We start from the raw sequence: 14,708 nt of genomic DNA, 5'->3' as shown, positions 1-14,708 counted from the left end.
ACTAATTTAGGACACAAAGAAGTATCTTACTGATATTCTTACAGAGTTGTAATTCACTACATAATTGCTTGTTGAGGGACCTATGAGTATTAGAGTTTTTTTAAGCCATAATCATAATGACAAGCCATTTGTCAGAAAGTTAGCAAGAGACCTTGAAAATCACGGTGTACGTTATTGGCTTGATGAGGCAGAAATGAAAATTGGCGACTCTCTGATTCAAAAAATCAGGGAGGGTATTGATAGTGTTGATTATTTTGCTGTTGTTCTATCGCCTGATTCAATAAATGCGCCTTGGGTAGTCAATGAACTTGATGTGGCAATGAATTATCAAATAAGCGGTAAAAAAATAAAAGTATTACCTATTATGCTGAAAGAATGTGAGCCTCCGGGTTTTCTCATTGGGAAACTGTATGCAGATTTTAGAAATGAAGATAACTATGTTGAAGCCTTTAAAAGATTAATTCAAAGCATAGGGATGGTTTTTAATAAAAACGTCATGAGCGACGAGAAAATATTTGATAATCTTGGCACCGCTTTAGATAAAGCATCTCATGCCAATATCCCTATAATGTGTAAACCATTTCACAGACCGTTTCAATACATGGGAATGCAAGTTCCACAAGCAGAAAAAATCTTTGAGTGTAAAGGCAATGAAGTTGGCAGCATCTTTGTAGAAGATGATGATTGCCGGATGCACCTTTGTTCTGAAGGTAATTATATTAGCTTTGTAGAAGTTGATTTTAAAAAAACAATTCCACATTACAGAAATCAAGAATTCGATTCTGAAATTTTCCTCGGAGCATTAAGTATAGGCTTATCAGAACTTGAGTTAGTTGGTAAAAAAACGCATAGCCACACATATTATGATCATCGACGGAAATTAAAAATAACTGTAAGTTGTTTATACGATGAAGCCCCAATAACCGTATCGTTTAGTTCTAAATATTACGGGATGTAGGTTAGAGAAGGGCTACAAAGCCCTTCTTACCTACACATATGGATAGAATTTCAATGGTATATATGGAATAGCAATACCTTTCGAACTTCTCCACTTTATATTTTCAGCGAATTTTTGCTTACATATACTATTTCGCTCAATAAGTCGATATAATTCATGGCAACATTCTTAGGTCTTGTTTCATTACCTGCTCGAACAACTCTTGAAGCATCAAACGTATATTTCCTCACTTCATTGCTTTTATGACCTTCATCACCATCACCTAACGCACCACTATCCGCGAAAGCACCACCCGCATATTTACCGATGTTTCCACTCTGCGATATATCAGCCGCCATATGGCCTGTAATGTTTTGAATCTGATCATCCTGATAAGAATTAATAGTTCTTCCTGAGTCAAGTCCTCTTCCCGAATCCAGCCCTCGGAATCCTTTTTCCTTTATCATAATTATATCTCCCATCTGAAAACATGATCCAAAAAGGGGCATCAAGTGCCCCTTTAATTAAATAGACGTGAATACTAATGTGTTGCTTGTAGCGTTAGAGCATGCTGAAGCAGTTGCCGCAACATCCAGCGTTCCACCGGCAGCTTTAACCACCTTCGTTCCGACCGTAGCAATATAAAAATTACCTGCTGCTGCGGTTGCAATCTTCACACACTCCGCTGCAGGCACATTGCTGTAGGTAATGGTAAAAGAAGAGCCAGCCGCTGATGATGGTCCTGTAGCCGCAGCCGCGAGCGTGACATTACCCTTGAAGGCATTGATAGGTTTAGCTGTATTACCTGTTCCACTCAACATATTGTCAGGGAATATTTTTGCCTGAACAGCAACGGTGTTCGTTAATCCGGTAAAACTGGATGCTGATGTATAGAGTGCTTTGACACCTGCCTGTATGGTGGCAATGTTATTGGATTCAGCCTGTGCTCTTTGTGAAGCCTGAACTTTGGGATACACAATAAAAGCAGCTACCACTAACGCTGCGATAATCCCCAGAACAAGTAATAATTCGAGTAATGAGAAACCTTTCTTGCTTTTTCTTTTATTATTTAATAAAACCATTATTATCTCCTTTTTTATTTTAATGATACCTCCTGTTATAACGCTTCTCTCATATCTGGCAATAGATAACGCAAGATATATATTATTCCATCTGATAGACGGATGAATTGAAAAAGGCAAAGAGTGTTCTTTGCCTTTTGGAAGATTTAAAAACAACATTTGTTATCACAACTATCTTTATTACTTCCTCATGGGATATTAATCATATCTAATGAAAAAGTAATAATGACGCTTACAACATAAAATTTAATAGATTATTGGTCAAACAGAACGCATGAGTTAAAAGGAAAAAATATGTATTAATAAAAAGATTACTTAGCGCTCTGTTCTTTTATATAGATAACAGATATTAATTAGATATCAACCCCTGTCATAAAATTTTTTAATCTTTTTTATTTCTGCCTTCCATCCATTTGAGCAAGAAACCACCTCCCTGCTTTTATATATTTTATTCTTTCAATATCATTCAACTCAGATACTGAAAGTAAAATCCCCATAACAAGTTCTTTATCCACCTGTTCGATACTACAATTCATAACCTTGGCTACTTCCGCCCCAAGAATAATTTTGAGTCTTGTTTCAACTTTCTTTTGCTCTGATTTTTCCATTGACTTAAGGCGGTTAAGTTCAAGTTGAGCAAATGCTACTTTTTGCTTTAATGTTTTTTCTGTTCTTAATTTATTCTTTTTATCATCCATATAGTCTATCCTTTGTTTAAGAAACATTTATTGTTATATCCACACCACTCATGAAAACATCACTGAACTGCAAAATAGACTCTGCCAGTTTACCAGCATCGTCTGGACGCAATTCACTAAAAAATCTCAATACCTCATCTTCTTCATTGTTGCAGGTGCCCGCATCAACTTCCATTTGCCAAACACCAATCGTATATAGTGCAGGTTCAAAGTAAAACTGAAAAGTTTTCATATCGAAACCGAAGTGTTCTATTATCGCTTCTTTATGTTTAGTCATAAATAGTTCAGTGATCTTTTCATAGCTATTCTGTAAAATGTAGGTATCAATGTTTAAAACATAGGTCATTTGTTCATTCATTTTTATCTCCTTGAGTTGTTTAATATTATATTTAACTATCACCAAAGAGAAATAACGTCAAATTTATACAATTTTGTCAGAGACAATGATTCTGATACGTCTCTTTATAAATATGTGCAACGCATGTGAGAGTATTCACTAACCAAAAACATCTGGCACTCTCCGCGTTACTTATTTTTGTGCATTCGTGTTTTTATTTTCACCAATCAATTTTAAACTCTATTTTTCAATCTCAACCTGTGAATTGTGCAACACATAACACTTTCTGTATTATTGACTTTTCCATCAATTTTAGCTATCCCGCCTTACGGAGGGAATAATTAATACCTCTTTTGCCCTTACGGGCCTTTTCTTTACTCTTTTTTCCCTTTGGACGTGAAACTTACACCCTTAATCCAATTTTCGTCATTTAATTTAACGCATCATTTTACAACCATCAGTATATTTCGTATTAATTAACTAAGGGGAAGTTTTTACATTGGCTTATTTTTTTAAAGACAATGCCCACCTATACACTGCTACGCAGTGTGTGGGGTCTACCGACGGTTGCTGCCGCAGGCTAAAAGCAAGGTCAACGTCAACACCAGAGTTTTTCTTACGAAAAACTAAAACCCGCATGGTTATATTTGCGATTCATTTATTGATTAGATATTTAAATTTATATTGAGGTAATATTTTTAATGGCGATTTTTCATCTGGATTTTAAAATTGTGAAACGAAGCGAAGGCATGACTTCCGTTGCGAAAGCTGCCTACCATGCCCGTACACGTATTACAGATGATCGCATTGGACAGGTTTTCGATTTCAGCCACAGAACAGATCTTCATGGTCATATTATATTGGCACCTGTTTCCGCTCCTGCTCACATTGTTGAAAGCTCCTCAGCGCTCTGGAATGAAGTTGAAAGAGTGGAGCGTCAAAGTAATGGTCAGACAGCCCGTTATTTTGATGTCGCTATTCCTGTTGAACTTAATAACGATGACAAGAAAAAATTAGTTGCCGAATACTGTCAGAAAAACTTTGTCGATAAGGGGATGATTGCTGATATCGCATTCCATGATCTGGACAGTAAGAACCCACATGCACATGTTATGTTGACGCTGAAAACTATCACGGCTGCTGGCTTCGGTAAAAAAGACAGAAGCTGGAATGATAAGAAGATGATGCTCCAATGGCGTGAGTCATGGGCCACGATGTCAAAGAGCTACCTTGAAGCCGCAGGGAGTGAGGCACGTATCGATCACCGTTCTCTCAGAACTCAATGTGCTGATGCCCTTACCCAAGCAGAAGAAGCATTCAGCGCTGAAGAAAAAGCATTCTGGATTGCTAAAGCAACGGAAACCAATCGCCCAGCAATGCAGCGTGTTCATCGTGCCAAGTGGAATGATAAGGAAGCTCAGGAACAACGAGCTGCCGAACAAGCTCAACGCGATCAGCAAATAGAAGAGGCGAAGAAGGTCTACACCACTTTCAGTGAGCTACCACTGGAGATCGTGGTTGATGTCAGAAGCTTTACGATATCTGTTCTTCCTGAACCACAAGAGATTGTTCTTCCAGACTACCCGGCAACAAAAGAACCGCAGCCTGTTATGACGACATCTGGACCATACAGAAAACCAGCCGCAAAATCTTATCGTGATCCCAATAAGGTCAGCAAAGTTAGTGCCGCAGGGAAGAAATCCCCTGTTCTGGTTGCTCCTGAACCGAATAAATCCACTAAACTGAAAACATCTTCTTCTCGAAACACCAGAGCAAAGAACTGTGCTCCCATGAACAATAGAAAGCAAGTTAAACCACGCCAGAATGGTATGTTTAAGCGTTTCACACTACTGGTAGTAGGATATATAAGAGAGAGATTTGTATGGGCCAGAAGGAAACTCGATAACATCGATGCCGATCATGACAAGCGTATTGCTGAAAATTATGTGTTTGATGAAGTGTTGGGGATCCGTGTTCCACGCTCAGAGTTTGAAAAACGCGTTAAATTTAACAATGGTCAAAAATCATCGGAAGCAGAGTTCTGTGGAAACGTATCAGATAATGACAAAACCGCTCGTTTCCCAAGTCGTCAGAAAAACGAAAAGAATAACGTTAATAGTGATATGCCTTTTACTTCCCCCACAAATGGGAACGACAATAATAATTCACCACGACTGAGACCTTCGAGTTATCGCTCTAATAAATAATTTAATTGCTCATTTATACAAACATGTAAAGAATACTGACTATTAAGAATTGCCTTGCATTATTCCTTCAATTATTTATTAAGTTTGCTTTTACAGTTTTCATATTCAACATCTAAAATGGCCGATACACTTTTAGATGAATTACCTAATGGTTTTAACTTTGAATACAAAAACCTTAATTTCTTGATATCTCTAACTTTTCTCATTTTCCTTATTGATTTTATTGCATCCTTTTTATCAACACCAGCTATAATCTGATTAGCTTGCTTTATATACTCTGCATGATTTTTATCACCTTGCTGCTTTAATGTATTTATTAATCCTCTAATTTTAAAATACATCGTAAGAACATCCATAACACTTTCCTTTTCAATCACTTTTTTCTTCAAATTAAAAAGACACATCCTTATATTATCTTTTCTTTTTTGTGTTGGCCTAAGCTCTTTGATTACTTTTACACCATGTACGATTTTGGACTGACCATTTCTCAAAACTTTTGATTTCTTTCTATTTAATCTAATTCCACTTTTGAGCACCATTGACAAAATCATTGTTTTTATTTTTGAAATACTTTCATTATTAACTCCTGATTCGAAACTAATAGTTATGTCATCGACATATCTCGTATATTTTCCACCTATTTTTCTGACTTCCTCACTGATAAGAGCCTCTTCTTCTAAAAATATTAAGTTGGCAGTGTCCGTACTTAATTTAGTTCCTTGAACAAGTGAGCCTTCAAGTGTTGATAGATTGGCTAATAATGAAGAAACTTCAGGAGAGAAGTTCATGTAATATTGAAATGCTTTAGCTATCAACTCTTCTTTTATAGAAGGAAAGAAATCCTTCATATCTTCTTGAATGATAATTGATTTATTACGATGAGATATACAATCATCTATATAGCTGACGCCTTTCCTACCGCCAGTAATATACTCCGGAAGTGATATCTTCGAAAAAACACGCTGTTTAATAAGCTCATGTATTTTTAATAATTCACCAACCACTTTATACGTCGTTCTTTTTTTACCTTTTCTGATTACCGGTACCGTTTTGAAAAAATTTTTTTTGTTTTTTAAAAGATAAGTAAGCCTCTCTTCATTTGTTTCCAGCATTTTGAATAGAGACTCTAAATTAGCAAGTGGTCTATTTGAATAATTCCAATTCTTATACATTAACTAATGAATCCATTATAGTTTTTTTGAGCATGTTATTGATGTCAGAAAACTCATCATTTGTCTCTTCACTTTCAGAAAGAAGGATGATGAGATTTAGAGGGATATGCAGCGCTAATGATATTTTTTCTAGTGCTGAAATAGTAGGATCTCTTTGATTGTTCTCTATACGAGATAGATAAGATTTCGTTAAATCCGTTCTATCTGATAGTTCTTGTAAGGTGAGCTTACGTGCTTCTCGGCATAGTTTAATGGTTGAACCAATATCTAACATAGTGCACCTCAGATAATGGGATTGACATGGCTGGCTGCTCGTTCAGAAAATGAAGATGGATACATAACAAATCTCCTTAGTAGGTAGATATTAATGAAAATCAGAATCACCGCTAAGAAGTTTAATTAAAGCAAAGATCTTAGCGATATAAGAAAGATAATCTAAGGCTTTGTGGCCTTTAGAATTCTCCTCGATTCTCTTTTCAAGGGTCAGAATCGCATCATCCAGTTCTTTCAAAGAGCTATTGTCTACAGTGTGTTTGCTCTTTTCACGCACTTGGCGCAAAGTGTCTAAAACATCTTTCATAAAAACCTCTCATTTTAACAACACGATGCAACTTGCATCCCCGCCAAAATGTCTTGTGGATCGTGTTGCACACCGTAGACAAAGCCAGCCAACACCCATCCAACACAACTGATTGGATACCCCGCCATTTCAGCATTAAACAATGCCGTATCGTAGATATACGATTGCAATATACATTTCGCATTAAGTTACGATCACAATGAAGAGGGACATGGGCCACGTCTCGTATTGGAGAAATGGTTGACTGAAAGTTTCACTCAGTCCTTTACCGATCCTAGAGGTTTTTAAAGAGCAAAGACAAACGAGTTCGTTCGTCCATAATTAAATGATAGTCAGTTGTTGCCTGACAGGCAACACACTTATTTATTCTATTTTGAAATATAAAATATTTTTTTATGCAAAAAAAAACTACATACAGATTCGCAGACATGGTTTCTTTGCATTTACATTAAAAGAGGTTTTACGTCCTTCTTCTGAACACAACATTATCTGAGAAAATGACTTTTCCAGCGACAAATCCAACAACAGCGATTACTGGCAAGCTGATAGTAGCTCCAGCCATACCTGTAGACATGCCAATGAGAAAAGACATGCCAAAAGACAACAGGATGATCACGAAAGCATACCAGCCGGGAAAGGCACCATATAAAACCGTCGCTAAACAGCCTGTACAGACGTGAACCCCACGCTGACTCTCTTTGAAGCAAAATGGGCATTTGATGGTATTATTTTCCATGACGGCTTCCTTAATTAGCTTTCCAGCCGTTGCTGGTTTTAACTAGATTCATGGCACCATCAGCAGGTTCATTCATCCCTTTAACGTTGGCGAACGCTTTTTTGTCAATCCAGCCCGGAACGTCAACCAGCTTCCACGTATACGATACGCGAACAACCTTCTGACCACCGTTACCCGGTTCCCTCCATTCCTTGATCTCGTCAACGGCACGACGACCTACACAAGCACCATCTGTTGTGCTCCAGACTTTGGCTTTTTTGCCTTCCTCTGTTATCCCTAATAAGTTCGAATCATAGCCCTGCTCAAAGACCATCATTCCCTGCTCAATAAATCCATCGAGGATCACTGAATTTGTCCCTGTGCCAGTCTGATCAAATCGTGGTTTGGCAAGACGGATGGGGAAACTGGTGTTGTTATTATCCAGCGAGAAGCAGTATCTGGTCTGCCCGATCTTGGCATTGATCGCTTTCTCGAAATCGCCTTTTTCACCACATCCCGCAAGAACTAACACAGCACCTGCCACAAGAAAGACCTTTTTCATTTTCATATCCCATCAGTGATAACAGACTAAGCACTTGTACTGGTACAGACAGAGACAACCCTTGAACAATTTCAATCACTAATCCGAAATGGCATCTAACACTGTTCAAACTGTAAGCATCAACAGACCAATACATCATTCTTGGTCAATACTACGTTAAACGTAGTATCGAAAACAAGGGAAAACTACGATTCTCGTAGCTCTTGATGATGAGAGTGCTTATGACCCAGCGAGAATCCCATAGAGATATTTTCTGTAAGCGTCTGAAAGAAGCGCGGTTGGCTGCTGGTTTTTCTCAAAAGAAGTTAGGTATCGCTGCTGGAATTGATGAATTTGTAGCAAGTACCCGCATTAATCGATATGAGAAAGGTGTCCATGAAGCCGATATACAAACAGCACAAAAATTAGCCAAAACGCTAAATGTGCCGTTAGCATATTTCTATGTTGAAAATGATCAACTTGCCACTATCGTGATGAATTTTGATAAGTTATCAACAGAAGAAGTAGAGAATATAATTGTAAGAATTACAAACCATAGCAAGTAGAGATAAAATATATTAGCTTAGTTTTAAACTTGCAACTATTTTTATTCACACGGGTTACTATCAGATAACATCTGGCTTAAATGTCCTCGGGGCACATGAACTTTCCGTCAACTAATGACTGTATTGGCATCCTCTCACAGCACATTTTTCCGGGTCCCAACTATTTATCAAAAATAGATTGTAATGAATCCAGACTTCCATATTGCTCTACGATACATTACCCGATAAAAATCGTTCAATACCATTGAATAGAACGGGTCGCAGATACCGCTAGTCTGTAGTGCTATCACTTCGGTTTCCATATAGTTGATATCATTTATCACCAGATAGAGCTTAGTAGTATAAATTTCAACTTTCCCTGTCAATTAGTTCTTTCCTTATCGCAGACACATACTCTTGTATTTTCCCTATCCAATGAACATCCACATATTTCCTCATATCTTTATCAAATTCATCTATGTTAATTAGTTCTAACCGGTTAGATTTCTGGGCTTCATTTCTGGCGCTTTTAGTAAAATATGAAGTTGCTACTACAACACCTTTTGTTGCATTTTCAATACTTAATAATCCAAGAACATTGCGCGTAATTCTAACTCCTACGTTTTCAGTATATCGTTTACATTCAATATATAATTTTTCATATTGGCGTTCGTTTTTTTGCTCAGCAAGGACATCATAACCACCATCTCTGCTTCGTGATGTTATTTTTACAGTGTATCCTTTCTTTTTATAAAGATATGCTGTTAACAACTCGAAATCACGTGAAGTGATATCCAATAAAACCTGCTTAACGGGCAATTGATGTTGGATATATTTTGCTTCAATAAGTCTTATAGCATCACTGCAACCATCAAATCGTTGATCCGTCATGAATTGACAATGAGCCTGAAAATAAGACCGGATTGCATTTAGCGCTTCATAAGGGAAATGGGGTAATAAATCTAACACCCAAGTAATTGAGGGCCATACATTGTGCCAATCCTTAATCGATGTTAATCGCTGATAAAATGTAAAGCGACTTAGAAGCTCTTGCTTTCTTTCCTGAGAAAATGTATTGAAAAACTGTAAAATAGAATCATCTGAATAATATCTCCCCCCGGATATCAGAAACTTTGAGATCAAATATCTAACCTCATCATCATTCCTTTCATTAATATTATTAATATACTCACCTAGCATTTTATCCGTTGGAAAACAACAGTCATTAATTAAATAACACTGTTTTTTGTCGTTTTCTTTAATTAATTGTAGCCATTCATCAAGTAATAACTCAGTTGCATCAACCACCATCTTATTTTTTGTTCTATTTTTCATATTTTACATCCATTAAAAGCACCAAATATAACCATAAGATTAAGCATATTAATAATCATGATGATACATCTAAACGTTTCCCACACAAATACAACTCTGGAGCCTCAGCCACTTTGATGTTGCCAATACGTATGGGTAGCTCACCTTCTCGCTGGCACAGCTTCTTAATGGATTGCCACTCCTCAGCTTCTGTTTCCATGTGAGCTGTGACCGAATCAAAAGCACCTTCGGCTACGACTATAGAAGGTTCTTTATCTGTTTCATTGCCAGTCGAATCCACTTTTGGTACTTCGGCCAGTTCTTTTTCCAGCCCAGCCAAACTCGCTTTCAGTTCATCAAGACTACTGGCTGCGTCTCTTGGCGCATAGAAGAACAGCCCACTAATGAAGATGGCTTCCATTACCTCACTGAAAGAAAACGAGGTATCGCCATAAACGAAGCAGCTATGCTTGGAACTCTGCACCCCTGATACGCTTTTCTCCAGTAAGCCGTCTTTCGGTGAAGTCATCAGCGTCTGTTTGCTATAGAGGATCACCGGCAGGTTTTTTATTTCGTGAACATCACCGCTGATACTCCAGCGTTCTTTATCTCCTTTGATAAAGCCGGAAGCATCACAGCTACTTTCTATGTCAAACTCATCAGTCGGGAATCGCTCGCGATTAAAATAGGTCGAAAAATCCTCCCCTTCTTCCATATCCTGACGCTTGTAAGCGCGATAAACAGAGCTTCGACGGTCAATTCCGATCCATTCAATATCCCATGTCGTTGGCCCGGACGGTTTTCTTACCTCATCTATATAAGCACCAACATCTCTGTCCAGATAAGCTGCTAACAACGCCTTCCATGGCTCTATAGCCAAGAAGATACTTGCCAGCGTTGTTCCTTCTTCAATCAGAACGGTATGGTGGAAGAAACGGAGAAGAAAGAAGGGATCTGTATTGGCGATCACGTTCTGGATGGATAGCAATGGAACAGCAGCGGTTTCATCGTAATCGGACTGAAACCGTAGTATTGCATCAGAACAAAAAATTAACTTACCTTCCATCGCTCATCACCTCCTGACACTATCAGATAAAGCATTTTACCAGAACACTGCCCCTTACCGCATTCGACTTTAACCTGACTTATGTTCGTTGATAGCTCTGGATAAAGAATCAGCCCAAAACCATTGACCTTATGGATTACATCACAATATCTGAAACTGATAACTCAGTTTATAACATCTGTGATTTTATAGTTTCTTCACTCATATGTGTGAGTTCTGAAACCAAGCGAATATAAATATTTTTCAACGTATCTTTAACGCAACGACTTACAGACTCCGATAACAGATAATGGCTATAATTATTGACATATATATCATTGCCATTTTCAAGAGTGAGTTTTATTCCATATTCAGTATCTTTTACTTTGTTTACAATACAGATCATAAATGGTGTTTTTTCATGGGGATGAAAGAGCGTTATCATTTTAATATTTTTAATTTGTTTTTCCCTTTTTTATTTATTACTATTTAATACTACATCGCGCTCGTGAAAATCAAATTTATCTATGTTTTAACCATGATTTTTCCTCTTATTTTTAAACTACTTTTTGAAAAAATCTTTATCTCTGTGCTGACGCACAGCTACGCCCTGACGCTGGCATTTTTATTTTATTCATCACCTGCCTATTAAATAAAAACAAAAGTACTCGATCATTTTTTGATCTCTTTTCCTCATGATGATGAGTTTAGATCCTATGTTTAAACATAGTTTTTCCCTTTAGACATATAGCATTTGCTCTTAAACGTATAGGAAAACTATATCCTTGGTAGCAGCACTTCGTGATTGTTGCGAACAATCACTCTGCTGAACAGGGCTTGCCCCTGTTAATATTGGATTTATCCAAAAAATATCGCGTCGTAGACGCATATAAAGTTAAAGTAAAATTAATCAAGCAGTCCCGATAATAGCAGCGGTTCGTGATTGTAGAAAACAATCACTTCGCTGTAATAACATAGTAGGAAAAATAACACAGATAACACCACTGGTGCTATTTTGATAAGGCACCAATCAACTAAAAAGAAGAACTATTTTCAATATTACATCCTTTAAAATGTCATCCAAAGCTTCGCTATTTGAATAATGAAGAAGAAAAATGCTCTCAAGCCAGCTATAGCTTAAAACAAAGTACCGACATCCGGGAGTTAAAGTCCCGAATCCCGGTACTTAAGTTGATAACTATTCTAAAATAAAAATGATAAAGTATTATTTATATATATGCTGTCGCACTACAAGTTTCATAAGTAAAAACATTAAGTTTTAGTTATTTTAAAAAATATAAACTTTAAGTATTGACTTGCACACAGAATATAGTATTTACTTAAATGTATAACTAAAAAAATAAAGGAGTAAATACCATGATAGAAAATAAGATACAAACTGAAGTAAAGAAATCAAGAAGAGGTCTCCCGCGTCATACTAAAAACCCATTTCTTAATGATACAAATCTACATACAAAAACAGGCGTCAGACGTATTTCTACAGGTAAAGATCGCTTAGCCGTAGTAAATGAAAATACAGGAGAACAGGTTGGACATGGTGGTTTCTTTCAATCAATGGAAGTAGACAAGACACAGTTTGTGAAACTTTATGTGGATGGCGTATCAGCTATTGAGGGTTTATCCTCATCCGGTAAGAAAGTATTCAAGATACTGTATCTTGCTATCAGAGATAATAAAGATACAGACACGATATTAATGTCATTCGATATTATTGATCAAGAGATCGTAAAAATATCAAGAACGACATATTTCAAAGGGATGAAAGAACTTGCTGACAAGAAATTTATTGCTGAGACCATGATACAGAACTATTATTTTATTAATCCAGACTATATGTTTAATGGTGATCGCTTAACCTTCATGAAAACTTATTACTTGAAGGACAAAAAAACAAATACCAAAAAGAACGCAGAAGATAATAAAATTAATTGCCAAGGCAAAACATAGTAGTTTTAAGAAAGAGATTTTCTCAAGCAACTCCTATCTGAATGACAGCTCCATAAAGCCAATGCATTTTAACAAACTCCCACCCTACTATAAAAATTGTATGGGGTGATTAAAAAATGAAGCGAAATCGAATGAGAAAACATTTTTTATATACCAACTTACAAACTCATATCTTGAAGATCTGCTTTTTATCATTGCTGACATATCAATCATATTATGTGTTGTTCTACGTAGTTCTGATATATAGAGAACAAAGTCAACATGTTCATAATGAGGATTTTCAACAAGAAAATTAAGTTCTGTCATTACATTCTCTGATTCATAGGGCATTATTTTTTCATTAAGAATAACAAGTCCACCGACTGCATTAGGGATATTTAAAGATTGTTTTGTTGATCTAATCTGCCTATTGGCTGTTGCTACAAGATCCTTAATATTTCTATAAGCATAATCCATTATATTTTTTCTGAAATCATCTGAATCAGGGTGCTGTTGAATCAACTCCTCAATATGAACACTGCCAAACCAACGTTTTTTGAGCCATTCATCTGTCTTGGCTAATTCATTAAGTTTTTCATTAATCAAATCAGTTCTGTCATTTGTGAGTAATTTTTGTTCTAAAATAATCTCTCGATCAAATAACAAGTAGTCTGCCATTTTAGAGTTAGTACCATCATTTTTCTTGAAATCATTCTTTATATCGTCCAATACTATATTGTTTTTCTTAGTTCTAATAAAATCAAGAAATCTTTCATCTATAGACGCCATTTTTCATCCTTAAGTTTGACTCAATCGCTAAACGTCAAATAATACATCACTCAATCACTGCTTGGCAATATAATTAACGTCATAATGAATAGGAATGAACATAAAAAGATGCGTTATTTAAAATCAATAATCCACGCTAATTTAACACTTCCCCCTCACTTCATAATATATAATATACCAATCATTTTATAACGAGGTTTTATATGAGAAAAGTAAAGACAGACAACAGTGATTTAATCGAATACATAAATACAGTCAAAGAACTAAAAAATCATATTTCGATAGAGGTATACAGGAATGAATATCGTAGGCTACGTTCTGATGATGTTCCATTGGTTAAGGCTCAAAAATTTAAGTCTGCACATACTGAACTTCGCAGGCTGGAAAAAAAGAGAGAATCTCTTATTGAATACTTTATTGAATACTTTATTGAATACTTTATTGAATACTTTATTAACGAGTTAAATCCTATCAGCAGTTCAAAAGCTAATACATCAGCAAAATCATCAGGTAATCTTGATCTGTTTAACGAACGTGTATTATACCGCAAGGCCATTTCAGAAAAAAGTGATGAAGAAATTGTTGCCTTGGTCATAAAACAGCGTACAGAAGCCGCTGTTGAGTTCCAGCGTTCAATTGAACATAGCCTTGATCAACTCTCTCACATCTCGTCAGAGTTCGAACCATCAAGCCAGAAGCGCAGGAAAATGTCTCTTTAAAGAACTGCTTTATGTTATCCGTATCAAATGGGATTTTTTAAGATTGCTTAACCGACAATATTTACTATATTATTTACGGG

The 14,708-nt window shown here is 36.4% G+C and carries 18 protein-coding genes; 5 read left to right on the top strand and 13 right to left on the bottom strand.

Features of this window, described 5'->3' with window-relative positions; translation table 11 throughout:
* Positions 1–82: 82 nt before the first annotated feature.
* A complete protein-coding gene (locus ACESQ2_RS05675) occupies positions 83–958 on the top strand; it encodes a toll/interleukin-1 receptor domain-containing protein (RefSeq protein ID WP_373170225.1) in 876 nt (291 codons plus the stop codon).
* Between the two features lie 95 nt (positions 959–1,053).
* Here the strand turns inward: ACESQ2_RS05675 and ACESQ2_RS05670 are convergent, their stop codons facing one another.
* The 4 genes from ACESQ2_RS05670 to ACESQ2_RS05655 all read right to left on the bottom strand — a co-directional run bounded on the left by ACESQ2_RS05670 (position 1,054) and on the right by ACESQ2_RS05655 (position 3,075).
* Complete coding sequence (locus ACESQ2_RS05670; protein ID WP_373170224.1) at positions 1,054–1,404, bottom strand: hypothetical protein; 351 nt, start codon at positions 1,402–1,404, stop codon at positions 1,054–1,056.
* Between the two features lie 57 nt (positions 1,405–1,461).
* The gene (locus tag ACESQ2_RS05665; RefSeq protein ID WP_185654351.1) at positions 1,462–2,019 is read right to left on the bottom strand and encodes a type 4 pilus major pilin; all 558 of its coding nucleotides are present in this window, start codon (positions 2,017–2,019) and stop codon (positions 1,462–1,464) included.
* 392 nt (positions 2,020–2,411) lie between these two features.
* Positions 2,412–2,717 carry a conjugal transfer protein TraD gene (locus tag ACESQ2_RS05660; protein ID WP_196548176.1) on the bottom strand — a complete coding sequence of 102 codons (306 nt, stop codon included), beginning with the start codon at positions 2,715–2,717 and terminating at the stop codon, positions 2,412–2,414.
* A gap of 16 nt (positions 2,718–2,733) precedes the next feature.
* Entirely contained in the window at positions 2,734–3,075 is a 342-nt protein-coding gene (locus ACESQ2_RS05655; RefSeq protein ID WP_305109694.1) for a hypothetical protein, read from the bottom strand.
* 680 nt (positions 3,076–3,755) lie between these two features.
* Here ACESQ2_RS05655 and mobQ point away from each other — a divergent pair.
* Positions 3,756–5,261, top strand: coding sequence for a MobQ family relaxase (gene mobQ, locus ACESQ2_RS05650; RefSeq protein ID WP_373170223.1), 1,506 nt, complete (start codon positions 3,756–3,758; stop codon positions 5,259–5,261).
* Between the two features lie 71 nt (positions 5,262–5,332).
* On the opposite strand, the gene ACESQ2_RS05645 is transcribed toward mobQ, so the two are convergent.
* From ACESQ2_RS05645 to ACESQ2_RS05625, 5 genes are all read right to left on the bottom strand, one after another.
* The gene (locus ACESQ2_RS05645) at positions 5,333–6,433 is read right to left on the bottom strand and encodes a reverse transcriptase family protein (RefSeq protein ID WP_373170221.1); all 1,101 of its coding nucleotides are present in this window, start codon (positions 6,431–6,433) and stop codon (positions 5,333–5,335) included.
* Positions 6,426–6,707: a helix-turn-helix domain-containing protein gene (locus ACESQ2_RS05640; protein WP_021573572.1), complete on the bottom strand. Its 282-nt coding sequence runs from the start codon at positions 6,705–6,707 to the stop codon at positions 6,426–6,428. The genes ACESQ2_RS05645 and ACESQ2_RS05640 overlap by 8 nt, the downstream gene beginning before the upstream one ends.
* A 90-nt stretch (positions 6,708–6,797) precedes the next feature.
* Positions 6,798–7,013 carry a hypothetical protein gene (locus tag ACESQ2_RS05635; RefSeq protein WP_196548167.1) on the bottom strand — a complete coding sequence of 72 codons (216 nt, stop codon included), beginning with the start codon at positions 7,011–7,013 and terminating at the stop codon, positions 6,798–6,800.
* A gap of 460 nt (positions 7,014–7,473) precedes the next feature.
* Complete coding sequence (locus ACESQ2_RS05630; RefSeq protein ID WP_047057328.1) at positions 7,474–7,749, bottom strand: hypothetical protein; 276 nt, start codon at positions 7,747–7,749, stop codon at positions 7,474–7,476.
* Between the two features lie 10 nt (positions 7,750–7,759).
* Entirely contained in the window at positions 7,760–8,290 is a 531-nt protein-coding gene (locus tag ACESQ2_RS05625; RefSeq protein ID WP_305109691.1) for a membrane lipoprotein lipid attachment site-containing protein, read from the bottom strand.
* 221 nt (positions 8,291–8,511) lie between these two features.
* On the opposite strand from ACESQ2_RS05625, the gene ACESQ2_RS05620 reads away from it, so the two are divergent.
* Positions 8,512–8,835: a helix-turn-helix domain-containing protein gene (locus ACESQ2_RS05620; RefSeq protein WP_001617706.1), complete on the top strand. Its 324-nt coding sequence runs from the start codon at positions 8,512–8,514 to the stop codon at positions 8,833–8,835.
* A gap of 348 nt (positions 8,836–9,183) precedes the next feature.
* Here ACESQ2_RS05620 and ACESQ2_RS05615 read toward each other — a convergent pair whose 3' ends face one another.
* From ACESQ2_RS05615 to ACESQ2_RS05605, 3 genes are all read right to left on the bottom strand, one after another.
* Positions 9,184–10,149 carry a restriction endonuclease gene (locus ACESQ2_RS05615; RefSeq protein WP_305109690.1) on the bottom strand — a complete coding sequence of 322 codons (966 nt, stop codon included), beginning with the start codon at positions 10,147–10,149 and terminating at the stop codon, positions 9,184–9,186.
* Between the two features lie 55 nt (positions 10,150–10,204).
* Complete coding sequence (locus ACESQ2_RS05610) at positions 10,205–11,194, bottom strand: hypothetical protein (protein ID WP_196548161.1); 990 nt, start codon at positions 11,192–11,194, stop codon at positions 10,205–10,207.
* Positions 11,195–11,363: 169 nt separating this feature from the next.
* Positions 11,364–11,633: a hypothetical protein gene (locus tag ACESQ2_RS05605; RefSeq protein WP_305109702.1), complete on the bottom strand. Its 270-nt coding sequence runs from the start codon at positions 11,631–11,633 to the stop codon at positions 11,364–11,366.
* Positions 11,634–12,550: 917 nt separating this feature from the next.
* On the opposite strand from ACESQ2_RS05605, the gene ACESQ2_RS05600 reads away from it, so the two are divergent.
* Entirely contained in the window at positions 12,551–13,141 is a 591-nt protein-coding gene (locus ACESQ2_RS05600; RefSeq protein ID WP_196548159.1) for a replication/maintenance protein RepL, read from the top strand.
* Between the two features lie 87 nt (positions 13,142–13,228).
* Here the strand turns inward: ACESQ2_RS05600 and ACESQ2_RS05595 are convergent, their stop codons facing one another.
* On the bottom strand, positions 13,229–13,909 hold the full coding sequence (locus ACESQ2_RS05595; RefSeq protein ID WP_305109687.1) for a hypothetical protein: 681 nt from the start codon (positions 13,907–13,909) through the stop codon (positions 13,229–13,231).
* A gap of 203 nt (positions 13,910–14,112) precedes the next feature.
* Here ACESQ2_RS05595 and ACESQ2_RS05590 point away from each other — a divergent pair, with 203 nt between their 5' ends.
* Complete coding sequence (locus tag ACESQ2_RS05590; RefSeq protein ID WP_373170220.1) at positions 14,113–14,628, top strand: DUF4756 family protein; 516 nt, start codon at positions 14,113–14,115, stop codon at positions 14,626–14,628.
* Positions 14,629–14,708: the final 80 nt, after the last annotated feature.

Source organism: Klebsiella sp. Q11, from assembly GCF_964241505.1.
Taxonomy (GTDB): Bacteria; Pseudomonadota; Gammaproteobacteria; order Enterobacterales; family Enterobacteriaceae; genus Klebsiella; species Klebsiella michiganensis.
Note: the sequence above shows the minus strand (reverse complement) of the source record. Positions and strands in the feature narration are given on the sequence as shown.